Origin of the sequence: Micromonospora sp. WMMA1998, from assembly GCF_027497375.1 — a bacterium.
In the GTDB taxonomy this organism is placed as follows: domain Bacteria; phylum Actinomycetota; class Actinomycetes; order Mycobacteriales; family Micromonosporaceae; genus Micromonospora; species Micromonospora sediminicola.
Genome location: NZ_CP114911.1, coordinates 1,158,717 through 1,182,672, shown reverse-complemented (window position 1 = coordinate 1,182,672; position 23,956 = coordinate 1,158,717). Strand labels below are relative to the sequence as shown.

Annotated in this window: 26 protein-coding genes, 1 tRNA gene and 1 pseudogene; 15 read left to right on the top strand and 13 right to left on the bottom strand. The window is 74.9% G+C overall.

Going from position 1 to position 23,956, the window contains the following annotated elements:
* The first annotated feature begins 44 nt into the window (after positions 1-44).
* Complete coding sequence (locus tag O7600_RS04995; protein WP_281592516.1) at positions 45-551, top strand: DinB family protein; 507 nt, start codon at positions 45-47, stop codon at positions 549-551.
* 161 nt (positions 552-712) lie between these two features.
* Positions 713-1,753 carry a zinc-dependent alcohol dehydrogenase family protein gene (locus O7600_RS04990; RefSeq protein WP_281592515.1) on the top strand — a complete coding sequence of 347 codons (1,041 nt, stop codon included), beginning with the start codon at positions 713-715 and terminating at the stop codon, positions 1,751-1,753.
* Between the two features lie 169 nt (positions 1,754-1,922).
* Here the strand turns inward: O7600_RS04990 and O7600_RS04985 are convergent, their stop codons facing one another.
* Positions 1,923-2,696, bottom strand: coding sequence for an alpha/beta hydrolase family protein (locus O7600_RS04985; protein ID WP_281592514.1), 774 nt, complete (start codon positions 2,694-2,696; stop codon positions 1,923-1,925).
* Positions 2,697-2,866: 170 nt separating this feature from the next.
* Between O7600_RS04985 and O7600_RS04980 the strand changes: the two genes are divergently transcribed.
* The 4 genes from O7600_RS04980 (at position 2,867) to O7600_RS04965 (ending at position 5,314) form a co-directional block, all read left to right on the top strand.
* The gene (locus tag O7600_RS04980; protein ID WP_281592513.1) at positions 2,867-3,259 is read left to right on the top strand and encodes a hypothetical protein; all 393 of its coding nucleotides are present in this window, start codon (positions 2,867-2,869) and stop codon (positions 3,257-3,259) included.
* Positions 3,260-3,300: 41 nt separating this feature from the next.
* Entirely contained in the window at positions 3,301-3,708 is a 408-nt protein-coding gene (locus tag O7600_RS04975) for a hypothetical protein (RefSeq protein ID WP_281592512.1), read from the top strand.
* A gap of 303 nt (positions 3,709-4,011) precedes the next feature.
* A tRNA-Glu gene (locus O7600_RS04970) sits at positions 4,012-4,084 on the top strand.
* Positions 4,085-4,114: 30 nt separating this feature from the next.
* Positions 4,115-5,314, top strand: coding sequence for an RtcB family protein (locus O7600_RS04965; protein WP_281592511.1), 1,200 nt, complete (start codon positions 4,115-4,117; stop codon positions 5,312-5,314).
* A gap of 93 nt (positions 5,315-5,407) precedes the next feature.
* On the opposite strand, the gene O7600_RS04960 is transcribed toward O7600_RS04965, so the two are convergent.
* From O7600_RS04960 to O7600_RS04950, 3 genes are read right to left on the bottom strand one after another with little or no spacing between them, the layout of a single operon-like run.
* The gene (locus O7600_RS04960; protein ID WP_281592510.1) at positions 5,408-5,626 is read right to left on the bottom strand and encodes a helix-turn-helix transcriptional regulator; all 219 of its coding nucleotides are present in this window, start codon (positions 5,624-5,626) and stop codon (positions 5,408-5,410) included.
* On the bottom strand, positions 5,626-6,105 hold the full coding sequence (locus tag O7600_RS04955; protein WP_281592509.1) for a DUF2975 domain-containing protein: 480 nt from the start codon (positions 6,103-6,105) through the stop codon (positions 5,626-5,628). Before O7600_RS04955 ends, O7600_RS04960 begins: the two co-directional genes overlap by 1 nt.
* 56 nt (positions 6,106-6,161) lie before the next feature.
* Positions 6,162-6,755 carry an HD domain-containing protein gene (locus tag O7600_RS04950; protein WP_281592508.1) on the bottom strand — a complete coding sequence of 198 codons (594 nt, stop codon included), beginning with the start codon at positions 6,753-6,755 and terminating at the stop codon, positions 6,162-6,164.
* A gap of 138 nt (positions 6,756-6,893) precedes the next feature.
* Between O7600_RS04950 and O7600_RS04945 the strand changes: the two genes are divergently transcribed.
* The 5 genes from O7600_RS04945 to O7600_RS04925 all read left to right on the top strand — a co-directional run bounded on the left by O7600_RS04945 (position 6,894) and on the right by O7600_RS04925 (position 11,374).
* The gene (locus O7600_RS04945) at positions 6,894-7,832 is read left to right on the top strand and encodes an LpqB family beta-propeller domain-containing protein (RefSeq protein WP_281592507.1); all 939 of its coding nucleotides are present in this window, start codon (positions 6,894-6,896) and stop codon (positions 7,830-7,832) included.
* Positions 7,833-7,972: 140 nt separating this feature from the next.
* Positions 7,973-8,749, top strand: coding sequence for a class I SAM-dependent methyltransferase (locus O7600_RS04940; protein WP_281592506.1), 777 nt, complete (start codon positions 7,973-7,975; stop codon positions 8,747-8,749).
* Positions 8,750-8,804: 55 nt separating this feature from the next.
* Positions 8,805-9,806 carry a hypothetical protein gene (locus O7600_RS04935; protein ID WP_281592505.1) on the top strand — a complete coding sequence of 334 codons (1,002 nt, stop codon included), beginning with the start codon at positions 8,805-8,807 and terminating at the stop codon, positions 9,804-9,806.
* A complete protein-coding gene (locus tag O7600_RS04930; RefSeq protein WP_099160797.1) occupies positions 9,803-10,456 on the top strand; it encodes a hypothetical protein in 654 nt (217 codons plus the stop codon). The genes O7600_RS04935 and O7600_RS04930 overlap by 4 nt, the downstream gene beginning before the upstream one ends.
* A gap of 21 nt (positions 10,457-10,477) precedes the next feature.
* The gene (locus O7600_RS04925) at positions 10,478-11,374 is read left to right on the top strand and encodes an inositol monophosphatase family protein (protein ID WP_281592504.1); all 897 of its coding nucleotides are present in this window, start codon (positions 10,478-10,480) and stop codon (positions 11,372-11,374) included.
* 15 nt (positions 11,375-11,389) lie between these two features.
* Here O7600_RS04925 and O7600_RS04920 read toward each other — a convergent pair whose 3' ends face one another.
* The 3 genes from O7600_RS04920 to O7600_RS04910 all read right to left on the bottom strand — a co-directional run bounded on the left by O7600_RS04920 (position 11,390) and on the right by O7600_RS04910 (position 13,295).
* The gene (locus O7600_RS04920; RefSeq protein ID WP_281592503.1) at positions 11,390-12,100 is read right to left on the bottom strand and encodes an RNA-guided endonuclease TnpB family protein; all 711 of its coding nucleotides are present in this window, start codon (positions 12,098-12,100) and stop codon (positions 11,390-11,392) included.
* 273 nt (positions 12,101-12,373) lie between these two features.
* The gene (locus tag O7600_RS04915) at positions 12,374-12,952 is read right to left on the bottom strand and encodes an IS607 family transposase (protein ID WP_281592502.1); all 579 of its coding nucleotides are present in this window, start codon (positions 12,950-12,952) and stop codon (positions 12,374-12,376) included.
* A gap of 52 nt (positions 12,953-13,004) precedes the next feature.
* On the bottom strand, positions 13,005-13,295 hold the full coding sequence (locus O7600_RS04910; protein WP_281592501.1) for a hypothetical protein: 291 nt from the start codon (positions 13,293-13,295) through the stop codon (positions 13,005-13,007).
* A gap of 60 nt (positions 13,296-13,355) precedes the next feature.
* Between O7600_RS04910 and O7600_RS04905 the strand changes: the two genes are divergently transcribed.
* Positions 13,356-13,757 carry a VOC family protein gene (locus O7600_RS04905; RefSeq protein ID WP_281592500.1) on the top strand — a complete coding sequence of 134 codons (402 nt, stop codon included), beginning with the start codon at positions 13,356-13,358 and terminating at the stop codon, positions 13,755-13,757.
* 338 nt (positions 13,758-14,095) lie between these two features.
* Here O7600_RS04905 and O7600_RS04900 read toward each other — a convergent pair whose 3' ends face one another.
* From O7600_RS04900 to O7600_RS04885, 4 genes and pseudogenes are all read right to left on the bottom strand, one after another.
* Positions 14,096-14,995 (bottom strand): GNAT family N-acetyltransferase, encoded by a 900-nt coding sequence (locus tag O7600_RS04900; protein WP_281592499.1) that lies wholly within the window; start codon positions 14,993-14,995, stop codon positions 14,096-14,098.
* Positions 14,996-15,004: 9 nt separating this feature from the next.
* Positions 15,005-15,692, bottom strand: a pseudogene (locus O7600_RS04895) (methyltransferase domain-containing protein); the annotation flags it as partial.
* A gap of 16 nt (positions 15,693-15,708) precedes the next feature.
* Positions 15,709-16,395 carry a DUF2064 domain-containing protein gene (locus tag O7600_RS04890; protein WP_281592497.1) on the bottom strand — a complete coding sequence of 229 codons (687 nt, stop codon included), beginning with the start codon at positions 16,393-16,395 and terminating at the stop codon, positions 15,709-15,711.
* Entirely contained in the window at positions 16,392-17,066 is a 675-nt protein-coding gene (locus O7600_RS04885; RefSeq protein WP_281592496.1) for a glycosyltransferase family 2 protein, read from the bottom strand. Before O7600_RS04885 ends, O7600_RS04890 begins: the two co-directional genes overlap by 4 nt.
* A gap of 145 nt (positions 17,067-17,211) precedes the next feature.
* On the opposite strand from O7600_RS04885, the gene O7600_RS04880 reads away from it, so the two are divergent.
* Complete coding sequence (locus tag O7600_RS04880) at positions 17,212-18,687, top strand: hypothetical protein (RefSeq protein WP_281592495.1); 1,476 nt, start codon at positions 17,212-17,214, stop codon at positions 18,685-18,687.
* Between the two features lie 26 nt (positions 18,688-18,713).
* Here O7600_RS04880 and O7600_RS04875 read toward each other — a convergent pair whose 3' ends face one another.
* A complete protein-coding gene (locus O7600_RS04875) occupies positions 18,714-19,778 on the bottom strand; it encodes an NAD-dependent epimerase/dehydratase family protein (protein WP_281592494.1) in 1,065 nt (354 codons plus the stop codon).
* Between the two features lie 187 nt (positions 19,779-19,965).
* On the opposite strand from O7600_RS04875, the gene O7600_RS04870 reads away from it, so the two are divergent.
* Positions 19,966-21,315, top strand: coding sequence for a molybdopterin-dependent oxidoreductase (locus O7600_RS04870; protein ID WP_281592493.1), 1,350 nt, complete (start codon positions 19,966-19,968; stop codon positions 21,313-21,315).
* Complete coding sequence (locus tag O7600_RS04865; protein WP_281592492.1) at positions 21,308-21,754, top strand: hypothetical protein; 447 nt, start codon at positions 21,308-21,310, stop codon at positions 21,752-21,754. The genes O7600_RS04870 and O7600_RS04865 overlap by 8 nt, the downstream gene beginning before the upstream one ends.
* Before the next feature lie 953 nt (positions 21,755-22,707).
* Here O7600_RS04865 and O7600_RS04860 read toward each other — a convergent pair.
* The gene (locus O7600_RS04860; RefSeq protein ID WP_281592491.1) at positions 22,708-23,937 is read right to left on the bottom strand and encodes an SLC13 family permease; all 1,230 of its coding nucleotides are present in this window, start codon (positions 23,935-23,937) and stop codon (positions 22,708-22,710) included.
* Positions 23,938-23,956: the final 19 nt, after the last annotated feature.

The following is a 23,956-nucleotide window of genomic DNA, read 5'->3' as shown; positions in this document are numbered from 1 at the left end:
GTCCACCATCGGCGGGCCGCCGGCCCGCCCGGAGAGGATCCACCGTGCCGACCGAACGGATCGGCCCGCCGCTGCGGGCCGGTGAGCGGGAGACGCTGCGCGCGTTCCTCGACTTCCACCGGGCCACCCTGGCCCTCAAGTGCGAGGGGCTGACCGACGAGCAGATGCGCCGGCCGGCGTCGCCGCCGTCCACCCTCTCGCTGCTCGGGCTGCTGCGGCACATGGCCGAGGTGGAGCGCACCTGGTTCCGCCGCGTCATCGCCGCCGAGGACGTGCCGCTGATCTGGTCGGAGACCGGCGACTTCCAGGCGGCGTACGACGCGCGGGAGGCCGACGGCGCGCAGGCGTGGGAGGCGTGGCGGCGGGAGGTCGCGCACGCCCGCCGCATCGAGCGGGAGGCCGAGTCGCTGGACGTGACCGGCCACCAGGCCCGGTGGGGCGAGGACGTGTCGCTGCGCCTGGTGATGCTGCACATGATCCACGAGTACGCGCGGCACAACGGCCACGCCGACCTGATCCGCGAGGCCGTCGACGGCACCGTCGGCGCGTAAGGCCGGGCCCCCTGTTAACGCCTCCGGTAGAGGAGGGGCCCCCTCTTAACACCTCGATCACGGTGCGCGGGACCGACGTCCCGCGCACCGGGCCCTCCGGCCCTGCCCCCGCCCACCGCCGCGGAGAAGCGTGGGAGGTGACAACGGCGTGAGGAGGAACCATGAAGGCACTCGTGTACGGCGGGCCGGGCGAGAAGTCCTGGTCCGAGATCCCGGACCCCACCGTCGCCGGCCCCCGCGACGCGATCGTCCGGGTCGACGCGGTCACCATCTGCGGGACCGACCTGCACATCCTCGGCGGCGACGTGCCCGAGGTCCAGCCGGGCCGGGTGCTCGGCCACGAGGCGGTCGGCACGGTCGTGGCGGTCGGTGACGGCGTCGCCAACCTCACCGAGGGCGACCGGGTCCTCGCCTCCTGCATCTCCGCGTGCGGCGTGTGCCGCTACTGCCGCGAGGGCGTCTACGGGCAGTGCCTCGGCGGCGGCGGATGGATCCTCGGGCACACCGTCGACGGCGTGCAGGCCGAGTACGCGCGCGTCCCGTTCGCCGACCTGTCCACCTACCGGCTGCCCGAGACGGTCTCCGACGAGGCCGCCGTGCTGCTGGCCGACATCCTGCCCACCTCCTACGAGGTCGGCGTGCTCAACGGCGGGGTCCGCCCCGGCGACACCGTGGTGGTCGTCGGCGCCGGCCCGATCGGCCTGGCCGCGATCCAGACCGCCCGGCTCTTCTCGCCCACCCACGTCATCGCCGTGGACAAGGCGCAGAGCCGGCTCGACGCGGCCAAGCGGTTCGGCGCGGACCTGACCGTCCTCGCCGACGACGACCCGCTCGAGGTGGTGCGTTCGGTCACCGCCGGGCTCGGCGCGGACGTGGCCATCGAGGCGGTCGGGGTGCCGGCCAGCTTCGAGCTGTGCACCACGCTGGTCCGCGCCGGCGGACGGGTGGCCAACATCGGCGTGCACGGCGCGCCTGCCACGCTGCACCTGGAGCGGCTGTGGATCCGTGACGTCACCATCACCACCGGCCTGGTCGACACCCGCACCACGCCGAAGCTGCTGGACATGCTGGTCGCCGGCCAGCTCGACACCGCGCACATGGTGACCCACCGGTACGCGCTGGACCAGATCGTCGAGGCGTACGACGTGTTCTCCCGCCCGGCCGAGACCGGCGCGCTCAAGGTCGTGCTGACCCGTCGCTGAGGGAGGTGCCCGATGACCCCACGAACCAGGTGGACCCTGGCCGGGCTGGCCGCCATGGCGGTGGCGGCGGTGGTCGCGTACCCGGTGCGGGTGCGTCGACCGCGACGAGCCCGGCGGTGAGCCCACCGTGCCGCGTCCCCGGCCGCGCGCCGGGGGCGCGGCGCGCCGGTCAGGGCCGGCGCAGCGGCAGCCAGGCCAGCACGTCCTGGATCCGGGCGTCCCAGTAACCCCATTCGTGGTCGCCGGGACCGAAGTCGACGGTGAGCGGCAGCCCGCGCCGCCGGGCGGCGTCGACGAAGCGCACGTTGTCCTCGTGCAGGAAGTCCTCGGTGCCGCAGGCGACGTAGAGCGCCGGCAGGTCGGCGCCAGCCCGTTCCAGCAGGCCCACCGTGTCGTCGTGCTCCGGTGCCGGCCGGTCGCCCCACACGGTGTGCCACACCGCCGGGTCGACCGGCCTGGTCGGGTGGTCCCGCCGGCGCACCACGTCGAGCGCGCCGGAGAGGCTGGCCGCCGCGGCGAACCGGTCCGGGTGGCGCAGCGCCCACTTCACCGCGCCGTAGCCGCCCATGGACAGGCCCGCGACGAACGTGTCCTCGCGCCGCGCGGAGAGGCGGAAGAACGACCGGCACACCTCGGGCAGCTCCTCGGTGAGGAACGTCCAGTACCGGTTGCCGTGCGCCTCGTCGCAGTAGAAGCTCCGCTGCACCTGCGGCATCACCACGGCCAGGCCGAGCGGGGCGACGTAGCGCTCGATCGAGGTGCGCCGGGTCCAGACCGTGTCGTCGTCGGTCAGGCCGTGCAGCAGGTAGAGCACCGGCGGGTCGCCGTCGACGGCGGCGCCCGGCATGCCGATGCCGGCCGCGCCGGGGTCGGGCAGCAGCACGGTCATCGAGGTGCCCATGCCGAGGGCGGCGGAGAAGAAGTCACACCTGATCCGGGCCATGAGCCGGCAGCGTACCCCCGGCGGGGGACCGGAAGGCCCCGACGGAGGTCGGATCGACCGTTCCTATTGCCCTGGGCGGTCGGTCGGGACAGGATGGCCATGCGTGCCGGAAACATGACCGTAACCTGCACGCGCTGCTGGTCTCTGTCACGAGGAAGTGGGAGTCAGTCATGAGCGACGTCTCGGCGGCACTGGGTGTGCGCCTCTACCCGGACCTGGTCGAGCCCGGCGGTCTGGCTCCCGCGCTCACGCAGACCGCGACCGCCCACCAGCTCGACGTCGGCCGGGTCACCGCCCCCGAGCAGGGGCGCAGCCGGTTCACCTGCGCCGAGATGACCTCCGACCGGGGTGTCGTCTGCGTCAGCCTCGGCGCCGAGGCCCGCTACTTCATGATCGACCTGCGGGTGGACGGCGAGGTCCAGGCCCGGGGCGACGCCACCGACCTGCTCCAGGTCGCGCAGGTGGCCGCCGCCTGGCGGGCCGGCACCACGCTCGCCGAGCTGACCGCCCGCTACCCGTTCATGGAGGAGATGAAGCGCCACCCGGTGGCGCACGCCGGTTAGGGGCGACCGGCCCCGCCGCGCGCGTCGGCTAGCGTGTCGCCGTGGATCACACGGCCCGACTGGTCACCCGAAGCTGCACCACCGGATGGGCGGACTGGATCCACGGTGAACTCTGGTTGCTGCCGCACCTGCTGGTGCGCCGTCGGCTGAGCCTTCGGGAGACCCGCGCGCACGCCAACGGGCGGACGGTTCCGCACCCGCTGCCCGAGCTGCCGGCGTCGTCCCTGGACCTGGACGCCGTCGCCGCCGCCCACCCCTCCAACACGGTCCTGGCGCTGGCCGACGTGACCGGGGCCCGCCTGCACCGCGGGATCCTCAGTGACCGGCTGGCGCTGACGATGCGCGACGGCGGCCGCCACAAGCTGCTCTGGCTGCGGGTCGATCCCGCGTACGAGGTGCTCAGCCGCGCGCTCGCCGAGTCGCTGGGCGACCGTCTCCGGCGGGACTGACCGCGCGGATATCGGGTTGCCGCCACGTCGGCCCCGCCCGTACCGTGAGCCGGCAACATCGACCTGATCCACCCGGGGGAGCCCACCGTGTCGCAGCAGAATCGCACCCGAGCCGAGCGGCCCGCGCCGCGCGGTGGTGCCCTGCTGCCCGAACCGGGCACGTGCCGCCGCCGTCGGCAGCGGCAACCAGGGTGGTGGCGCGTCTAGCGCCGGCGCGACGATCCGCGCGAACCGCCCGCCCCAGACCGGAGCCGGGCGGTTCTCCGTGTCCGGGGCACCTTCGAGACGGCGTCGGCCGTCCCGGGGCCGTTGGAGCAACTGGCAGCTCACCCGGTTCTCAGCCGGGAGGCTACGGGTTCGAGTCCCGTACGGCCTACGTCAGACGGACACGAGCAAGGAGACGACGATGGGTTTCACCCCGCTGGCCGGTACCCGGGCGCCGGTCCGGGTCTGGACCGACCCGTACACGATCGAGGCGCAGGCGGCCCGGCAGCTGCGCAACATCGGCGCGCTGCCCTGGGTGCACGGCGTCGCGGTGATGCCGGACGTGCACTTCGGCAAGGGCGCGACCGTCGGCTCGGTGATCGCGATGCGGCAGGCGGTGTCGCCGGCCGCGGTCGGCGTCGACATCGGCTGCGGCATGTCCGCGGTGCGTACCTCGCTCACCGCTGTCGACCTGCCCGACGACCTCGCGTCGCTGCGGTCGGCGATCGAGGCGGCGATCCCGGTCGGCTTCGCGATGCGCGAGGACGCGGTGGACCCGCGCCGGATCCGCGGGCTGGAGCAGGCGGGCTGGGACGACTTCTGGCGCCGGTTCGGCACGCTCGACCGGAAGGTGGCCCAGCTCCAGACCCGGGCGCAGCGTCAGCTGGGCACGCTCGGCGGCGGCAACCACTTCATCGAGGTCTGCCTGGAGCAGGGCGGCCCGGACGATGGTCGGGTCTGGCTGATGCTGCACTCCGGGTCCCGCAACATCGGCAAGGAGCTGGCCGAGCGGCACATGGCGGTGGCGCGCGGGCTGCCCCACAACACCGACCTGCCCGACCGGGACCTCGCGGTGTTCCTCGCCGGCACGCCGGAGATGGAGGCCTACCGCCGGGACCTGTGGTGGGCGCAGGAGTACGCGCGCCGCAACCGGGCCGTGATGCTCGCCCTGCTCTGCCAGGTGGTCCGGGAGGCGTTCCCGCGGGTGGGTTACGACGAGCCGATCTCCTGCCACCACAACTACGTGGCGGAGGAGAGCTACGACGGGGTGGACGTGCTGGTGACCCGCAAGGGCGCGATCCGGGCCGGCAAGGGGGACCTGGGCATCATTCCCGGCTCGATGGGCACCGGCTCCTACGTCGTGCGCGGCAAGGGCAACCCCGACGCGTACTGCTCGGCGTCGCACGGCGCCGGCCGGCGGATGTCGCGAGGGCAGGCGAAGCGAACGTACAGCACGGAGGACCTGGCCGCGCAGACGGCCGGGGTGGAGTGCCGCAAGGACGCCGGGGTGGTCGACGAGATCCCCGGCGCGTACAAGGACATCACCCAGGTGATGGCCCAGCAGGACGACCTGGTCGAGGTGGTCGCCCACCTCAAGCAGGTCGTCTGCGTGAAGGGCTGAGGCGGGGCCGGCGTCGAGGGGGCGCCGGCCCTACCGGGCGCGGGCGGCGCAGGCGTACGCCGATGGCAACCGCGCCGATGACGAGCAGCGGTCTCACGCTTCCTCCCCGTCCTCGACGTATTCGAGCAGGTCGCCGGGCTGGCAGCCGAGCACCCGGCACATGGCCTCCAGCGTGCTGAAGCGGACCGCCTTGGCGCGGCCGTTCTTCAGCACCGCGACGTTGGCCGGGGTCAACCCGACCCGCTCGGCGAACTCGCCGACGCTCATCTTGCGCTTGGCCAGCTCGACGTCGATGCGGACCACGATCGGCATCAGATCACCGCTTCCATGTCGGTGCGCAGCGTCGTGGCCTGCCGCAGCAGCGCGCGCATCACGACCATCAGCAGCCCCAGCACGCTGACACCGGTGGTCAGCAGGAACAGCAGCAGCGGCAGCCCCGGGTCGTCGGCCTGGAATCCGACGTAGAGGAAGACGCCCACCAGCACGACCCAGGCGGCGGCGATCGCCCAGACGATCCCGTCGACCCAGGCCAGGGACGCCGGGGTGAAGATCCGGTCGTTCTTGACCAGGGTGAGCAACTGCCAGGTGCAGACGATCACCACCTGCACGCAGAGCACCCAGAAGATGGTCACGGCGGTGGCCGGCCACCTCAGGTAGGCCATGTCCGAGTCCTCCCGCGCCATGTGCGCGAACTGCCCGGGCAGGGACATGGTCTGGAACAGGACCAGGATCCCGAACAGCAGGACGAGAAAGGCACGGAGAGGTGTCACCGCGCGTTGCGCTGTCAACATGCATCGACTATCGCGCGGAAGCTATCGAAAGTCAATCGGTTCGGCAGGGGTCGCGTTCAGCCGTACACCGGGTGTTCGGCCTGGAAGGCGAGCCGGCGGTCCGCGTCGGCGGCCAGCTCGGCGAGCACGTCGTCGACCTCCAGGAACGTCTGCCAGCGTTCCTGGCCGGTGATGCCGGCGAGCCGGTCCACCACGAGCTGCTCCAGGTCGGTGACCCGGCGGCCCTTCCACACCTTGTCGGCGAGGCTGACCAGCAGGTCCTCCAACTGCACCCCGGGCGCGTGCCAGGCGGCGTGGGTGACCGCGAAGCGGGCCCGCTCCTCGGGCACACCGAAGCGCAGCAGCAACTGGTAGCCGGCCTCCTCGTGCTCCGCGCCGGGACCGGTCAGCTCGGCCGGGTGCTCAACCTTGCCGAGGTCGTGCACGGCCGCGCCGAACAGCACCGCCTGCCGGTCGAACGGCACCGCGGGGAAACGGTCGGCGAACGCCGCGGTGAGGTGCCACGCGACGTCGTGCACCAGCCGCAGGTGCGCGCCGAGGCGCGGCGGCGCCGCCAGGGCGGCCAGCAGTTCGGTGGCCACGCCGGGCAGCGGGCGCAGCGGCGGGTCGCCCGGGTCGGTCAGGGCGCGGTGCAGGGCGTCGGAGGTCACCGGGGCGAGGGTACCCGCCGCCCGGCCGGTCACCGTTCGTGGTGACCGAGAAGCCGAAGGTGAATGGCCCACTCGTCCGATGCCGGAACGACTGTCCTCTCCGGAGGGTGGACGAGACTTCTACCACGGGGGTTCCTCATGACCGCAATGAACAGGCGCGCCCTGCTGCGTGCCGCCGCCCTGACCGGGGCGGCCGCCGCGACCGGCGTCGCCGGCGGAATCGCCGGCTCGCCCGCCGCCGCCGCCGAGATCGTGAACGGGCCGTGGATCGTCACCGGCCCGGGTGTGCTCCAGATCAACCGGGGCCGCACCACCCCGCAGGTCCTGCTGCCCGACGGCACCGACGCGACCGTCTCGCCGGACGGGCGTTACCTGGCCGTGGTCGACCAGAAGCCCGCTCCCATCTTCGACCCGGTCCTCAACCTGCACGATCGGGTGACCGGGCAGAGCCGCACCCTGATCACCGACCCCTTCGGCGCCCACTACGGGTGGCCGACCTGGTCACCCGACGGCACCGAGATCGCCATGGTCATCCGGGACACCACGCTGGTCGCGGTGAACGTCGCCACCGGCGCCCGGCGGATCCTCGTCGAAGGCCACCGCATGTTGCGGCCCAACTGGTCCCGCGACGGCTCGATGATCGTGATGGAGTGGATCAGCCGCTCGGAAGGGCACCAGCTCCGCGCGCTGGAACTGGCCACCGGGAAGGTGCGCCGGGTCTACCAGCCCGAACCGGGCGAGACCTTCGGCTGGCCGGTGTTCACGCCCGGGTCGAACCGGGTGGTGTTCAGCACCAACCGGTGGACCCGGGACGTGGAGATCGTCGGCGGGTCCCTCGGCTCGGTGCGCGTCGGCGGCACCGGCCTGAAGCGACTGACCGAGGAGCCCCGGGTGTTCCTGTCGCCGGTGTTCTCCCCGGACGGGCGCTACTGCGCCGCGCTGTCGGTGCCGCCCACGAACGAGTACCCGGACGGCGGCAACATCATCGTCTTCACCAGTGGCTTCGGCGAGCCGTGGTGGATCCCGGGCGACGAGTACGACGACAGCATGCGGGTGGACTGGGCGCGGGCGATCTGACATCCGCGCGGACGCGGCGGCCGGCACGCCGGCCGCCGCTTCCCCGTGTCCGGGGTGCCGTTCCGCCCCGACGCCCGGCGGCGGTGCGAGGCTGGGAGGCGGACGCCGCCGACGGGGCCGGGGTCCGCCGTGGAGGGATGATGGCCGAGCCGCCGACCGGGACGTCGTCGCACCGCGCGCAGGCGCACGGCCGGCACGCCAACCATCGCCGTTACCACGACGGCGTGGAGGTCGACGGGTACGTCGACGACCCGTACCACCGGGTGCGTCGCGCGGTCGCGGCCCGGCTGGTGACCGAGGGGGTGACCGGCGACGGGCCGGTGCTGGAACTCGGCTGCGGACCGCGCGGCATGCTCCACCCCGCCGCGCTGGCCGGCCCGCTCGTGCTCGCGGACGCGGCCGAGGCCGCGCTGGGCACCGCCCGGCGGGTGGCCGGCGGCCGGGCGGTGCCGGTCTGCCTGGACGCCACCCGGGGGCTGCCGTTCCGGGCCGGCAGCTTCGCCGGGCTGCTCGCCGGCGAGCTGATCGAGCACGTCTACGACCCCCTGGCGCTGCTGCGCGAGTGCCACCGCGTCCTGGCGCCGCACGGCCTGCTGGTGCTGACCACCCCGAACCTGGCGCCGGTGCAGGACCGGCTGGCGTTCCTCGCCGGGCGCGCGCCACGCCAGGTCGACCCCCTGCACCCCTACCTGTGGCTGCACATCCGTCCCTTCACCGCGTCGCTGCTGCGGCGGACGCTGCGCCGAGCGGGGTTCACGCCGCTGGCGATGCGCTCCAACGAGGTCGGCTGGCGGCTGCCCGGCGGGCGGTGGGTCGCCTCGCGGTGGCTGGCCCGGGCCGCGCCCGGCCTCGGCGGATCGCTCATCTGCGCGGCCCGTCGCGGCGGCGCAGCGCCACCGCCCCGAAACGCGCCGTGATCGCGACATTGACAAAGGGCTATCATGGAGGTTCCGTCGTCGACCGGGGGATGTCATGACGCGCCTGTTCGCCTGGGTCGTCACCAATCTCGACGCGTTCATCGGCCTGCTGCTGGCCGTCACGGTGGCCGTGCTGGGCCTGACCAACACGGTCAGCCAGGACGTGGTCAACAGCGCCATCCTGCTGGTCCTCGGCCTGCTCGCGCAGGCGGTGCTGCGCGACCGGCTGCGCCGGAAGACCGCCGAGCAGCAGGTGCGTCAGGTCATGGTGGACACCCGGGACCGGCTCACCGACCTGGTGCCGCAGATGCGCGAGATCACCGGCCCCGAGGGCGCGCTGAACCGGGCCCGGGAGGCCATCGACAGCGTCTCCATGGTGCGGGTGCTGCACGGCAGCGAGGTGGGCCAGACGCTCGCCGAGGCCCGCCGGCACACCGACCGCTGGGCCTTCAAGGGCGGCACCGGCACCTACCTGCGCGCGGTCACGTTGCCCGAGTGTCTGGAGCACGCGCGCCGCCGCAACGCCACCCTCACCGTCGCCGTCGAGATCATCGACCCGACCGACGAGGACGTCTGCGAGCGGTACGCGCGGTTCCGCCGCAGCCTCGACCCGGACGCGCCGGGGGAGCGGTGGACGGTCGACCGGACCCGCAAGGAGTCCTACGCGACGGTGCTCGCCGCCTGCTGGCACCTGCAACGCTCCGGCCTGCTCACGGTCGAGGTCCGGCTCTCCGCCCAGATGACCACGTTCCGCTACGACCTCTCCTCCTCCTGCGTGGTCATCACCCAGGAGAACCCGCAGACCCCGGCGTTGCGCATCGACCGGGGCGAGCTCTACTACAACCGGTTCAACATCGAACTCGACTACAGCCGCAAGCAGAGCCGGCGGGTGCCGATCGAGGCGGCCGGTCAGGTCAAGCTCGACGACGAGCCGTCGGTCGAGCAGGTACGCCGGCTGTTCGCCGCGCTCGGGCTGACGCTGCCCCGGTCCTTCGGCGACCGCGAGGTCGCCGACATCGTCGGCAAGGCCATCCAGGCGAGGAATCCGTACGCATGACGAGCTACGCCGACCTCGAACGGGAGATCGACCGGGGCACCCGGCCGGACCTGCTGCGCGACTGGGTGCTGGACGTGCTCGCCGATGTCGCCGACGGGCGGCGGGCCCTGCGGGCCGTCCGGCACCCGCTCGGGTTCACCTGCCTGCCGGTCGAGCGCGACGGGCCGGACGGGATCTGCGTGCACGCCTGGCCGGCCGACCCGCCGCCGGTGCGGCCGACCACCTCGACCATGCACTCGCACAGCTGGGACCTGCTCAGTCACGTGCTGCACGGCACGGTCCGCAACGAGCTGATCGACATCGACGACGCCGCCGCCGACCCGGCCTGGCGGATCTACGAGGTGCACAGTTTCGGCGAGGTGGACGAGATGGCCGCCACCGACCGGTTGGTCACCGCGACGACCGCCACCGTGGAGACGCACTCGGCCGGCGACTCGTACGCGTTGCGCGCCGGCGGATTCCACACCTCGGAGGTCGACGCCGGCGCGCCGGCGGTGACCGTGGCGCTCGGCCGGACCACTCCCGGCGCGTGCGACCTGAGCCTCGGCGCGGTGGACGGGCGCAGCCACCGGGTACGCCGGGACCGCTGCGACGCGGCGGAGACCGCGCGGATGGCGCGGGAGATCGCGCGACTGGTGGCACGGGGCTGACTGGCTGGAGGAGCCGTGGACGTGGAGCCGAACAGAGGCGGGCCCGACCTGCGCGACGCGCACCGGTTCGCGGTGGAGGCGGCCCGGGCGGCGGGCCGGCTGCTGCGCCGGGGCACCCGGGGCGAGATGCACGCCCGGGCCAAGAACGACTCCGGTGACCTGGTCACCGATCTCGACCTGGCCGCGGAACGGCTGATCGTGGACCGGATCCGGGCCCGCTGGCCGGAGCACGGGGTGATCGCCGAGGAGGGCGGCGAGTACGCCCCGGACACCACCTGGGCCTGGCTGGTGGATCCGCTCGACGGCACCAACAACGTGGCGATCGGGCTCCCCGCGTACGTGGTGGGCATCGCCCTGTGCGAGCGCGGCTCGCCGGTGCTCGGCGTGGTGCACGACCCGGTCGCCGGCCGCACCTGGTCCGCGGTCCGTGGCCGGGGCGCGTTCGTGCACGCCTCCGGCCCGGTGGGCCGTCCGCTGCGCGCCGCCCACCGGCCGGTGCCGGCCGCGCCGGTGCTGGCCTGGACCCAGGGGCACGAGGTACGCCGGGACGACAGCACCGCCCGGGCGCTGAAGGTGGTCCTGGACACCACCGCCCGCCGGGTGCTCCAGCTCTGGGCGCCGCTGCTGTCCTGGGTGATGCTGGCCCGCGGCGACATCGACGGCATCGTCGGCTACCGCCCCGAGTCGATCGACCTGCCGGCCGGGATGCTGCTGGCCGTCGAGGCCGGCATGGCGGTGCGGGCTCTGGACGGCGGCACGTTCGACGACCGCTACGGCTGCCCGGCCGAGCGGCGCAGCTTCGTGGCCGGCCCGCCGGAGACGATCGACCGGCTGGTCAAGCTGGTCACCGCGGCACAGTGGATCGAGCCGCAGGTGCGCCGGCTCACCCCGGTCGGTCTCGGCTCGGTCGGTTGGTGAGCTGACCGTTACCTCTCAGCGCGCTTTGGTGGGCACGCGTTTGGTAGTCCTACCTTGCGGTGGGACGGTCCCGGTCCGACCGACTAGCGTTGTGCCGGGTTCACGCTTCACGGCCACCTGCCCGCGAGTGCGGGTCTTCTGGTCGGCTCCACGTGCTGCCACCGGGCCACTCCCGGCGGTGTCGAACTCAGCCGCGAGCGCGGCCAGGGTGCGGGCGGCATTGAAATCCCGATCGAGGATCAAGCCGCACGTCTGGCAGTGGTAGGTGCGCTGGGACAGGGGCAGCTTGGTTCTCACCGCACCGCAGCCCGAGCACGTCTTGCTTGACGGATACCAGCGATCGGCCACCAGCAGCCGGCCGCCGTTCCAGTTGGTCTTGTACGCCAGTTGTCGGCGGATCTCCGCGAAACCAGCATCGGCGATGTGCCGGGCCAGCCGCCGGTTGGCGAGCATCCCCGCTACGTTGAGGTCTTCCACCACGACGCTGCCGTACTCGGCGGCCAGCCGTGACGTGAGCTTATGCAGGCCGTCGCGGCGCAGGTTCGCCACCCGGGCATGCGCGCGGCCGAGCCGGGTCGCTGCCCGTTCCCACCGCTTGGAAGCACGGCGGCCGGTACGCCGCTCCGGTCCGGTCTTACGCGACAGCGCCCGGCCCAGCGAGCACATCCGCTGCTGCGCGGCGACCAGGTGACGCGGATTGTCGACCATCTCGCCGGTCGACAGCACGGCGAGGTGCGTGATCCCACGTCGCGCGACCGCTCGATGAAAGGGCGCCGTACAACGCGACCGACGTCCATACCGACCGTCAACTGCGGCCGGGCTGGGGTGCGTTCGGCGCGCTCGATTTCGACATGTTTGCGGTCGGGCTCGACGCGGATCGCCCCGGTGGTGAACCGCACGCTGGGCGTGGTCCGACGGCGGGACTTGAACCGCGGGAAGGGACGACGCGTTCCTGACCGCGGGTGAGGTCGAGGGCGAACCGGTACGCCTGGATCGTCTTCACGCCGGAGCCTCGGTGGCCGCTTCGACCGCGCGGCGGGCACGGTTCGCGGCAGCGCGACGACCGTAGAGGCGGGCGCACAACGACGTCAGGATCTCGGTGACATCGCGCACGAGGTCAACATCGACCTCGGCCGGGTCCACGACCAACAGGCGGCGGCCGTGCGCGGTCAGCGCGGCCTCGACGTACTCGGCGCCGAACCGGGCGAAACGGTCGCGGTGCTCGACCACGATCGTGGTCACGGCCGGGTCGCGCAGCAGCGCGAGGAACTTCTTACGGTGCCCGTCCAGCGCCGAGCCGACCTCGGTCACCACCCGGTCCACGCCGAGCTTCTGCCCGGTGGCCCACACGGTCACCCGGGCGACCTGCCGGTCCAAGTCGGCCTTCTGATCGGCCGACGACACCCGCGCGTACACCACCGTCTGCCCGGCCTCGGCCGACGTGCCGGTCAGCGGTTCGCCGGCCATGATCAGAGGGCCGATCCGGTAAGTGGGAACAGGCAGCGTCCCCGCCGCGTACTGCCGCCGAGCGGTGATGTACGCGATGCCGGTCGACGCCGCCCACTCCTTGAGATTCACCCGAACATCACAGGTGTCTTAAGAGCGCCAAAGATGCTCGAAACGCCAACGGCTAGCTACCCCCGGCGGGCCCGTCAGGGGTGGCCCAGCAGTGGGCGCCCCGGAACCGCACCCCCGGCACGTCCGCGAGCAGGCGCTCCGGGTCGACCAGATCGGCCAGTGCCAGCGGCAGGTCCGCCCGTAGCGCGGTGGCGGCCTCGTCGAGCGTGTCCGCCTCGTCCGCCCAGTCGATGTCGGCCTGCCGCAGCCGCCGCTCCGCGAGCGCCGTCACCGCGCCCGGGTCGTCGACCACCACCTCGACGCGGCAGTGGACCTGCATCACCACCGGTTCGTCGTCCCGCACGCCCGGCAGGATCGCATCCGGCCCGCCCCCGGCGCCACCGGGATTCGCTAGCCTCGGCCGATGGCCGCCAGACAGCTCAAGCTCGGGCTCCGGGTACGCGACCTCGACCGCTCCCACCGGTTCTACCTGCGGCTCGGCTTCCGGCAGATCCCGCAGCAGGACCAGCCGCACCTGCGCTACCTGACGTTCGGCCACACCTGGCTGATCCTGTCCGACCTGCACCGCCACGGGCACCACAACGACGACCGGGAACGCGCGGTCAAGGCCGGCCCGCCGGGACTGGGCGTGGTGCTCACCGTCCCCACCGCCGACCTGGACGCCACGTACGCGTTCTGGCGCGACGAGGGGCTACCGGTCACGCTGGAATCGGAGGACGTGGGCTGGGCGAGGATCTTCTACGGTCTCGACCCGGACGGCTGCGAGGTGATGGTCGAGCAGTTCCACCAGGTGGGCCGCGGCTGAGCGGCTCAGCGGTCCACGGTGCGCGCCAACGTCGCCAACCGGCGCTCGAGGTCCGCGCGGTCGCGGGCGGTGAGACCACGCAGGAGGGCCGCCTCGTTGGCCAGATGCTCCTCCACGAGTCGGTTGATCAGTTTCGCCTAGCCCGTCGCATCGGCGCGTGTGGCGCTCCGGTGCCCTGAGCCCATCGCCTCAGGAAGTCGTCCCAGGTCCGTACCCCCGCCGTCGCACCCGGCCGGGCCAGGTTGGCCCTGCCGTGGACGTGATCGCCGACCCGCGCCGGCTGGCCGCGCTCGACCGCGTCGGCTGACCGCCCCGGCGACCCGGGCCGCTCATCGTGCTCAGCGCACGACGACCAGGTTGGCCATGTCGACCACCGGCCGGAAGCCGAGCCGCGCGTATAGCCGGTTCGACGTCGGGTTCGCCTGGTCGGTGTAGAGGCACACCCGGGCGCCCTCGGCCCGCAACAGGCGGCTGACCTCGGCGACCGCTGCGGCGGCCCAGCCCCGGCCGCGCTGTTGCGGCGGAGTGTAGACCGGGCCGATCCGGGCCACGCCGAACGACGTCGGGTTGGCGGCGGTGAGGTGCACCGGCCACCCCGCCGGGTCGGTCCACACCCAGACCCGGCCGCCCCGGATGCGGCGCAGCAGCTCCTCGCGGTCGGGCGCCTCGTGGGCGCTGGCGCCGCGCGCGCGGCCCGCCTGCTCGTCGGCGTCGGCCATGAACGCGTCGAACCACGCGGCGACCAGGTCCACGTCGTCCTCCCCGGCGACCCGCAGCGCGCCCGGGGTCGACGCGGGCGGCACCAGCTCGTCGAGTTCGTGCAGCCGGGTGTGCTGGGCGACCTCGACCCGGCCGCCACCGAGCCGGGCCACCTCGCCGGCGCACTCGCGGGCCGCCGGCAGCGCCCCGTTGACCGCGGTCACCTCCTCGCCTCGCTCGTGCCACGTCCGGGCCAGCGCGACGGCCGCCTCCGTCGGCATCGGCAGCAGGAACGGCGGGCGCGGCGGGAAGGGGGCGGCCCGCATTCCCACCCCGACCACCGCGCCACGGGCGTCCCGGACCACCAACCACCAGTCGCCGTCGGGCGTCGCGACCCCCTCGGCCCGGCGGGCGGCGGCCCGTTTCGTGACGCTGGCGACCACGGTGCCGACCACCGGGTCCGCGGCCAGGTGGTCGCCGGCGACGGCGAGGAACTCGCCCGGGTCGGCAGAGAAGTGGAGGGTGGGGGCGGCGGTCATGGACGCACGCTAGCGGCCGGCCGGCGCCCCGCCGAAACCCTTTTCCGCGACGCCCGGCCCGGGGGCTCGTCCGGCGGCCAACTCCGCGAACCAGCGTCCGCCGGCCGGTCGCACGTCCCGCACGGCCAGGCCGGCCGCCGCGGCGGGAGCGTGCACCGCCCGGGTGTCCAGCCGCGCCCAGCCGAAGCTCGGCCCCCGGCGCCGACCGGAGAGCACGTACGCCTGCCCCTGCCAGGCACCGCTGCCCGGCGGCTCCAGCTCGACCAGGACCGTGCCGTCCGGGTGCAGCAGCTCCCGGCACCGGCGCAGCAGGCGGCCCGGATCGCCGCCGATGCCGATGTTGCCGTCCAGCAGCACCACGTGCCGCCACCGGCCCTCGGCGGGCAGCGGATCGAACAGGTCGGCCCGCACCGCGACCGCGCCCCGGGACCGGGCCAGCGCCACCGCCCGGGCGCACACGTCGACCCCGAGAGTGGTCACGCCGGAGCGCGTCAACGCCGCGGTGAGCCGGCCCGGCCCGCAGCCGAGGTCCAGCGTCGGCCCGTGGCAGCGGCCCACGACCGCGGCGATCGCCGGCTCCGCCCGGCCGTGCCACCGCTCCACCGGCAGCCGGCGCCGCACGCCGTCGGCCTGCACCAGCCAGTGCGCGCCGGCCCGTCGACGCAGCGCGGCCCCGAAGCCGTCCCGCGGCTCCACCGCGGTGCTGAGCCGGCTCACCGGTCGCCGCCGGGCACCAGGACCGGCCGCAGCGCGGCCACCTCGCGGGCGAACCGTCCGCCCGGCGCGGAGCGGGCCACCGCCCGCGCGTCGGCCCAGTCGTCCACGTCGCGCAGCGTCGGCAGCGCCGCGACCCGCAGGCCGTCGCCGACCAGCGCCACGTGGGTGAGCCGGCCGGTGTCGACGGTCGACATCGGCACGTCGCGTAACGCCGCCGCGCGCCTCGGGTCCCGCAGCCCCAGCGCCCACCAGCCGCCGTCCGCCGCCGGCCCGAGCACAGCGTCGGTCCCGGGCAGGGCCAACAGTCGTACGGCGGCGGCCAACCGCGCCGGGGTCAGCTGCGGGGTGTCCATGCCGATCTGGAGCACCGACCGGTCCGGGTACGCGTCGGCCACGTCGGCGTGCGCGTGCGCGAGCCGGTCGGCCAGGCCGTCACCGCGCTGCGGCAGCACCGGCCACCCGGCCACGGCGGCGGCCAGGTCCGCCCCGTCCTCGGCGTCGGCGAGACGCCCGGCCAGCGCCAGGACCGGCACGACACCCGGGGTGGCGGCCACCGCGTCCACCGTGTCGCGCAGCGCGGCGGCGGCGATCCGGGCCGCCCGCACCGGGGACGCCGGTGGGCAGAGGCGGGTCTTCACCGCGCCGGGCACCGGCGCCTTCGCCACCACCAGCAGGACGGTCACCGGCGGCCGTCCACGGTGCGCAGGACCGTCAGGAAGTCGCGGGTGGCCCGGACCGTGCCGCGTACCGAGCCGGACACCTTGGACCGGGTGCCGGCGGCGCGCGGGGCGTAGCGCACGTCGTGTTCGTGGATCCGCCAACCGGCCGCCGCCGCCCGGATCATCAGCTCCAGGGGGTAGCCGAACGCGCGATCGGTGACCCCGAGCGCGAGCAGCGCCTCCCGCCGCGCGACCCGGATCGGGCTGAGGTCGCGCAGCGGCACGCCCCGCTGCCGCAGCAGCGCGGCGACCACCGCGGTGCCGGCCCGGGCGTGCCACGGCCAGGCCGAGGTGGACACCGGCCGCCGACGGCCCACCGACAGGTCGGCCGCGCCGGCCGCCACCGGGGCGACCAGCGCCGGCAGTTCACCGGGATCGAACGAGCCGTCCGCGTCCAGCACGCAGACCAGCTCGGTCTCGGCGTGTTCCAGCCCGGTGTGCACGGCCGCGCCGTAACCGCGCCGGGGCTCGCGTACCACCCGGGCGCCGTGCCGGGCGGCCACCTCGGGGGAGCCGTCCCGGGAGCCGTTGTCCACCACGATCGCCCGGTAGCCGGGCGGCAGCGCGCCCAGCACCCCGGGCAGGGCGGCGGCCTCGTCCAGGCAGGGCAGCACCACGTCGATCAGTGTCCGCATGCCGCCGACGCTAGGCCGGGACCCGCCGCCCCGTACCCCGATCGGGCTTACGGAACCCTTACCGAGCAGGGATTTCTTACCATCCGGTGACACGCCTGCGGCGTGTGTCCCGCTCGGCGGCGGCGGGCCGTACCGTGCGGTCGTCATGAGATCCGCACCCACGCTGCGCCGCGCCCCCGCCGCGGACCGGACCGGAGCCCCGCACCGGGGCGACCTGGTCGTGGTCGCGGTCGAGGTGGCGCTGCTCGCCGCCGCCGTCGTGGTCGGCCTGGCGCTCAACCGGCGCGGCGTCGGGCTGCACGCCGACGCCGCGCCGCTCTACGCCACCTGGCGTCCGCACGTCGGCTGGGGTACGCCGCTGGCGGTCCTGGTCGCGCTGGGCGTGCTCGGGCCCGGGCTGCGCTGGGCGCGCACGGCACGCTGGGGCCCGCTGCTGGCCGCCGGCTGGCTGGCGGCGGTGGCCTGGACGCTGGCGCTGGCCCTCGTGGACGGCTGGTCGACCGGGTTGGCCCGGCGGCTCACCCCCCAGGCCGAGTATCTGCACGAGGTGCCCGGGGTGACCGACATTCCGGCGATGCTGGCCGGCTTCACCGACCGGATCCTGGACTTCCAACCCGACTCCTGGTCCACGCACACCGCCGGACACCCGCCGGGCGCGCTGCTGGTCTTCGTCTGGCTGGACCGGGTCGGCCTCGGCGGCGGCGCCGCCGCCGCGCTTTGCTGCGTGCTGGTCGGCGCGACCGTCGCGGTGTCCGTGCCGGTCACGCTGCGGGCGCTCGGCGCCGCCGACGCCGCCCGGGCGGTGCTGCCGTTCCTGGTGCTGCTGCCCGGGGCGGTGTGGCTCGGCGCCTCCGGCGACGCGGTGTTCACCGGCGTGGTCGCCGCCGGGCTGGCCCTGCTGGCGGTACGCGGACCGGCGGCCGCGCTGGCCGGCGGGCTGCTGCTCGGCTTCGCGCTGCACCTGTCGTACGGGTTCGTGCTGGTGGGCGCGCTGGCGGTGACCGTGCTGGCGCTGCGACCCGACCGGCGCCGGTCGGCGCTGCTCGCCGCGACCGCCGGTGTCGCCGCCGTCACCACGCTCTTCGTGCTGGCCGGCTTCCGCTGGTGGGAGGGGTACGACCGGGTGGTCGAACGCTACTACCAGGGCTGGGCGGCCGACCGCCCGTACGCGTACTGGGTGTGGGCGAACCTGGCGGCGTTGCTGATCTCCGCCGGGCCGGTGCTCGGGCCGGCCCTGCGTCGCGCCGCCGTGGCCGCCCGGGCCGGCTGGCGGACCGGCGTCGACCGTGTCGAGAGCACGCGGGCCACCGCTGTGGCGGACGCCGGCGGGACGGACCCGGGCGGCACCTCCTCGTCACCCGGTCGGTCGGCGGGTCGGCTCGTCCGGCGGGTCGTGGCGCCGGGGCCGACCGTGCTGCTGCCGGCCGCCGCCGCGCTGGTGGTGGCCGCCGCCGACCTGTCCGGGATGAGCAAGGCCGAGGTGGAGCGGATCTGGCTGCCGTTCGTGGTCTGGCTGCTGGTCGCCGTCGCGCACCTGCCGGCACCGACCCGCCGCCGATGGCTCGCCGCGCAGGCCCTGACCGCCCTCCTGGTCAACCACCTCCTCCTCACCGTCTCCTGACCCCCGCGCCGGCAGCGCGGGGGGAGTCAGGCGGGGGAGAGGGCGGCGGGGGCGCGGAGGGGATCGGTGGCGAAGGCGGTGACGCCCTCGACGAAGCCGACCCGCGCGGTGTAGCCGAGCAGCTCCCGGGCGCGGGCCGGATCGGCCACCACGTGCCGTACGTCGGCCGCCCGCGCCCCGCCGACCACCTCCGGCGCCGGGCCGTCCATCGCCCGGGCCAACGCCACCGCCAGGTCGCCGACCGTGTGCGGCTCGCCCGAGCAGACGTTCACCGCGACCAGACCGTCCGGCGGCGGCGCGGTCAGCGCCAGCAGGTTCGCCCGCGCCACGTCGGTCACGTGCACGAAGTCCCGCCGCTGGCGTCCGTCCTCCAGCACGACCGGCGCCCGCCCGGCGGCCAGCGCCGAGCGGAACAGCGAGGCCACCCCGGCGTACGGGGTGTCGCGGGGCATCCGCGGCCCGTACACGTTGTGGTAGCGCAGCGCCCACACGCCGCCGCCGGTCTGCCGGGCCCACGCCGCGGCGTAGTGCTCCTGGGCCAGCTTGCTGGCCGCGTACGTGCTGCGCGGCTCCAGCGGCGCGTCCTCGGGCACCAGGGCCGGGGTGAGCGTGTCGCCGCAGGCGGGGCAGGTCGGGTCGTAGCGGCCGGCGGCCAGGTCGGCGGTGCGGCGCGGGGCCGGACGGACCACGCCGTGCCGGGCGCAGGTGTAGCGCCCCTCGCCGTAGACCACCATGGAGCTGGCCAGCACCAGCCGCCGCACCCCGGCCCGGTGCATCGCGGCCAGCAGCACCGCCGTGCCGAGGTCGTTGTGCCCCGCGTAGTCGGGCGCGTCGGACGGGTCCAGCCCGTGGCCGACCATCGCCGCCTGGTGGCAGACCGCGTCCACGCCCGGCAACAGGCGGTCCAGCAGCGCGGCGTCGCGCACGTCGCCGACCACCGGGTCGTGCCGGCGCGCCCACTCCGGCAGCGTCCCGCCGTGCGCCTGCGGCAGCAGGGCGTCCAGGCAGACCGGCTGGTGGCCCTCGGCGGCCAGCAGGTCGGCGATCTGCGATCCGATGAAGCCGGCCGCGCCGGTGACCAGTACCCGCATACCGGCCCACGCTAGGGCACCCGGGAGCGGCCGGGGGCCGGTTCGCCGGGGACGTCAGCGGTCCGTAAGGACGGCGGCGGTAAGGCTTCGGTAATGCGGCAAATGCCGTCGTGACGCGGCGCCGGCGTCTAGCGTCCGAATCCGGGAGCGCCGGCCGTCCGGCCGGCGCCGTCGCCCGGGAGGTGCCGTGCCCACCGATGCTGCGACCGCGGGAGGCGGCGGGTCCGAGGCCCCGCCGCCGCCCGGACCCGGGTACGCCGCCCCGGCCCGGCTCTGGCGCGCGCTGGACCGGCGCCGTCCACCCGGCGTCGACGCGGTGGACCGGTCCTGGCGCAGTCCGGTACGCGGCCCGTGGCTGACCTCGGTGCTGGGTGCCGCGTTGCTGGTCACGCTACCGCTGGTGATCGTCACCGGGCTGCTCGACTGGATCGCCTACGGCCCCCGCCTCGATCAGGCCTTTCCCGGGGACGTGGGCTGGCTGCACCCGCCGGTGTTCGACTGGCCGACCCGCCCGGTGTGGCTGTTCCGCCTCACCCAGGGGCTGCACGTCACGCTCGGCATCGTGCTGGTGCCGGTGGTGCTGACCAAGCTCTGGTCGGTGGTGCCGAAGCTGTTCGCCTGGCCGCCGGCCCGCTCGCTCGCGCAGGTGCTGGAACGGCTGTCGCTGCTGCTGCTGGTCGGCGGCATCCTGTTCCAGAGCGTCACCGGCCTGCTCAACGTGCAGTACGCGTACCTGTTCGGCTTCGACTTCTACACCGCACACTGGTACGGCGCCTGGGTGTTCACCGTCGCGCTGGTGGTCCACGTGGCGATCAAGCTGCCCCGGCTGGTGACCGCGCTGCGCGGGCCGGGCTTCGCGCGTACCCCGGTGGCGCGGACCCGGGCGGAGCCGCCCGATCCGGACGGCCTGGTGGCCCGCCGCCCCGGCCCGGCGACGATGAGCCGCCGTGGCGTGCTGGCGCTGGCCGGCGGCGGCGCGCTGCTGCTCGCCGCACTGACCGTCGGGCAGAGCGTGGACGCGCTGCGGCGCACCGCGCTGCTGCTGCCCCGGAGCCGGCGGGTCGACGACGGGCCGACCGGGTTCCCGGTCAACCGCACCGCCGCCGCGGCCGGCGTCACCCCCGACCGCACCGGTCCGGGCTGGCGGCTGACGCTGCGCGCCGGCGACCGGACGCGGACGCTGGACCGGTCCGGGTTGCTCGCGCTGCCCCAGCACACCGCCACCCTGCCGATAGCCTGCGTGGAGGGCTGGTCCACCTCGCAGACCTGGACCGGGGTACGCCTGCGGGACCTGGCCGGGCTGGTCGACGCCGGCGCGCCCGCCGTGGCCCGGGTCCGGTCGTTGGAGCGCGGCGGGCAGTTCAACCGCGCCAGCCTGCACGGTGGTCAGGTCACCGACCCGGACGCGCTGCTCGCGCTGCGGGTCAACGGCGTCGACCTCAGCCTTGACCACGGTTTCCCGGCGCGGGTGGTGGTGCCCGCGCTGCCCGGCGTGCACTGCACCAAGTGGGTCGAGGAGATCGAGTTCGATGGCTGAGTTCCGGCGGGCGTACGGCGCCGCGCCCTGGCACCTGCTGCTCCTGGTCGGCTGCTTCGCGGTGACCGGGTGGATCGCGCTACGGCTGGCCGGCGAGCCGACCGCGGGCCGGATGCTGCTCTGGTTCCTCGGCGCGGTGGTCGCGCACGACCTGGTGCTCTTCCCGGTGTACGCCTCGGCCGACCGGCTGCTGGGGCGGGCCGGCCGGTCGCTGCGCAACCACGTCCGCGTGCCGGCGCTCGGGTCGGCGCTGCTGTTCCTGGTCTACCTGCCCGGGATCCTCGGGCTGGGCGACGGCACGTACACGGCGGCCACCGGCCTGGCGCCCCGGCCCCTGCTGGGCCGCTGGCTGGCGGTCACCGCCGTGCTCTTCGCCGCCAGCGCGCTGCTCTACGCGTTCCGCCGGGCCCGACACCGTCCGCCCGCACCACCGCCGTGACCCCGCCCTCCGGCGTGCGTGCGGTGGTCTGGCGTGCGACGTCTCGGCGGGTGGCGCTCGGGCCTCCGACGGCCTGCCGTGCGACGTTCCGGCGCGCGACGCACGGCCCATGCCCGCGGCGGGCCGCCCACGGCGCACGCCCACGCCCGCGGCGCGCGGCGCGCGGCCCACGCCCGCGGCGCGCGGCGCGCGGCCCACGCCCGCGGCGCGCGGCGCGCGGCCCACGCCCGCGGCGCGCGGCGCGCGGCCCACGCCCGCGGCGCGCGGCGCGCGGCCCACGCCCGTGGTGCGCGGCCCACGGCCCACGCCCGTGGCGGGTGGCCCACGGCGCGACCAGCGGGCAGATGCGTCGTCGTCCGCCGCCCCGGGGTGTGGCGGTGTTCGGCGGTTCCGACGGCCTCTCGTTGGTCCGCCCGTCGCCGCCAGGACGGTTGACCTCCTGAGCCCGATATACCGGATAGGCATAATTATGACTCTCCGGTATATCGGTAAAAGCGAGGGCCTTCCTGCCCCGAGTCACGCTCCGTGACCTCCTCGGGGAGGGTCGAAGTCGGAGGTCCGCAGCCCACCACCGGCCACGGCCACCGGGCACCGGCCACCGGCCACCGGCCACCGGCCACCGGCCACCGGCCACCGGCCACCGGCCATGTCCACCGCCACCGGCCATGGCCACCGGGCAGCGGCGCCGGCCACCGGCCATGGCCACCGGCCACGGCCACGGGTGCCGGCCACCGGCCACGGGCCACGACCACGGCCACGGGCCACGACCACGGCCACGGCCACGACCACGGCCACGAGCGCCGGCCACGGGCAGCGGGCGCCGGCCGCGGGCAGCGGGCGCCGGCCGCGGGCTGCCGGTGGTCCGGAGTTGCCGGCGACGGCTGGCGGGCCGGGCGGGGCAGGGGAGAGCGTCACGATGGAAACGGGACCGGGCCGGGCAGGAACGGGACCGGTCAGGCGCCGGGGCCGACCAGCAGGGCCGCGACCGTGGCCGCCGTGGCGAGCGCGGCCAACGCGGCGCTGGTCGCCACGAACCGGCCGAGCGGCACCGCCACGCCCGCGGCGCGGCAGCGTTCGTACCAGATCAGCGTGGCCAGCGACGCCCACGGCGTGGCCAGCGGACCCACATTGGTGCCGACCAGCAACGCCAGCAACTGGGTGTGGCTGTCGACGGCGATGACCGCCTCACCGGCCAGATAGGCCGGCAGGTTGTTGACCACGTTGCTGAACAGCGCCCCGACGGCGCCGGCCCGCAGCGCCCCCTCCGCCCCCGGGTCGGTGCCGATCAACGCGCCCATCACCGTGTCCAGGCCGTGCCGGCCGATGGTCTGCACCACCAGGAACAGCCCGGTCACGAAGACCAGCAGCCGCCACGGCACCAGCGCCGGCCGCAGCCGGTGTCGGGCCCGCACCGCGAAGCCGGCGACCAGGATCGCGGCGGCCACCCCGGAGGCGATCCCGATCTCGATCCCGGCCAGGACGGCGGCGACGAACAGCAGGCAGGCGGCGAGCGCGGTCCGGTAGAGCGTCCGGTCCGGCGGCACGTACGGCGGCGGCGGGACGAACGGATCAGCGCCGGCGCGGGCCGGTCGCCAGTACCACCACCAGAGCAGCAGCATGGTGATCGCGATGGCGACCAGCTGCGGCCACCACATCCGGGCCGCCCAGGGCAGCGGGTCCAGACCGATCCGGTCGCTGGCCAGGATGTTCGTCAGGTTGGACACCGGCAGCAGCAGGCTCGCCGTGTTGGCCAGCCACACCGTGGTCATCGCCAGCGGGGTCGGCGGCACGTTCAGGGTGCGGGCCAGCGCGATCATCACCGGGGTGAGCAGCACCGCCGTGGTGTCCAGGTTGAGCGCGATCGTGGTGAGCGAGGCGACCGCCACGCAGAGCCAGAACAGCGCCCGGAAGCTGCCCCGGGCGGTGATCGCCACCCGCGCGGCGAGCGCGTCGAAGACGCCGGCCACCGCGGTCAGCTCGGCCAGCACCACCACCGTGCCGAGGAAGATCAGGATGGGCACGATGCGCCGCACCGTGGCCTCGGCGTCGGTGCGGGGGAGCAGCCCGGTGAGCACGCAGCCCACACCCACCACGGCCAGCCCGATCGCGATCCAGTCCAGCGTGTGCAGACGCCGACGGGGCCGGTCCGGCGCGGCGGACGGCGGATCGCCGACGGTCTCCACGAGGGATGATCCTCGCACA

Excerpts from the sequence above, each read along its gene's own strand:
- O7600_RS04990 (WP_281592515.1), top strand. The coding sequence starts at position 713 with ATGAAGGCACTCGTGTACGGCGGGCCGGGCGAGAAGTCCTGGTCCGAG.
- O7600_RS04985 (WP_281592514.1), bottom strand. The coding sequence starts at position 2,696 with ATGGCCCGGATCAGGTGTGACTTCTTCTCCGCCGCCCTCGGCATGGGC.
- O7600_RS04980 (WP_281592513.1), top strand. The coding sequence starts at position 2,867 with ATGAGCGACGTCTCGGCGGCACTGGGTGTGCGCCTCTACCCGGACCTG.
- O7600_RS04965 (WP_281592511.1), top strand. The coding sequence starts at position 4,115 with ATGGGTTTCACCCCGCTGGCCGGTACCCGGGCGCCGGTCCGGGTCTGG.
- O7600_RS04960 (WP_281592510.1), bottom strand. The coding sequence starts at position 5,626 with ATGCCGATCGTGGTCCGCATCGACGTCGAGCTGGCCAAGCGCAAGATG.
- O7600_RS04955 (WP_281592509.1), bottom strand. The coding sequence starts at position 6,105 with ATGTTGACAGCGCAACGCGCGGTGACACCTCTCCGTGCCTTTCTCGTC.
- O7600_RS04945 (WP_281592507.1), top strand. The coding sequence starts at position 6,894 with ATGACCGCAATGAACAGGCGCGCCCTGCTGCGTGCCGCCGCCCTGACC.
- O7600_RS04940 (WP_281592506.1), top strand. The coding sequence starts at position 7,973 with ATGGCCGAGCCGCCGACCGGGACGTCGTCGCACCGCGCGCAGGCGCAC.
- O7600_RS04935 (WP_281592505.1), top strand. The coding sequence starts at position 8,805 with ATGACGCGCCTGTTCGCCTGGGTCGTCACCAATCTCGACGCGTTCATC.
- O7600_RS04930 (WP_099160797.1), top strand. The coding sequence starts at position 9,803 with ATGACGAGCTACGCCGACCTCGAACGGGAGATCGACCGGGGCACCCGG.
- O7600_RS04905 (WP_281592500.1), top strand. The coding sequence starts at position 13,356 with ATGGCCGCCAGACAGCTCAAGCTCGGGCTCCGGGTACGCGACCTCGAC.
- O7600_RS04900 (WP_281592499.1), bottom strand. The coding sequence starts at position 14,995 with ATGACCGCCGCCCCCACCCTCCACTTCTCTGCCGACCCGGGCGAGTTC.
- O7600_RS04885 (WP_281592496.1), bottom strand. The coding sequence starts at position 17,066 with ATGCGGACACTGATCGACGTGGTGCTGCCCTGCCTGGACGAGGCCGCC.
- O7600_RS04880 (WP_281592495.1), top strand. The coding sequence starts at position 17,212 with ATGAGATCCGCACCCACGCTGCGCCGCGCCCCCGCCGCGGACCGGACC.
- O7600_RS04875 (WP_281592494.1), bottom strand. The coding sequence starts at position 19,778 with ATGCGGGTACTGGTCACCGGCGCGGCCGGCTTCATCGGATCGCAGATC.
- O7600_RS04865 (WP_281592492.1), top strand. The coding sequence starts at position 21,308 with ATGGCTGAGTTCCGGCGGGCGTACGGCGCCGCGCCCTGGCACCTGCTG.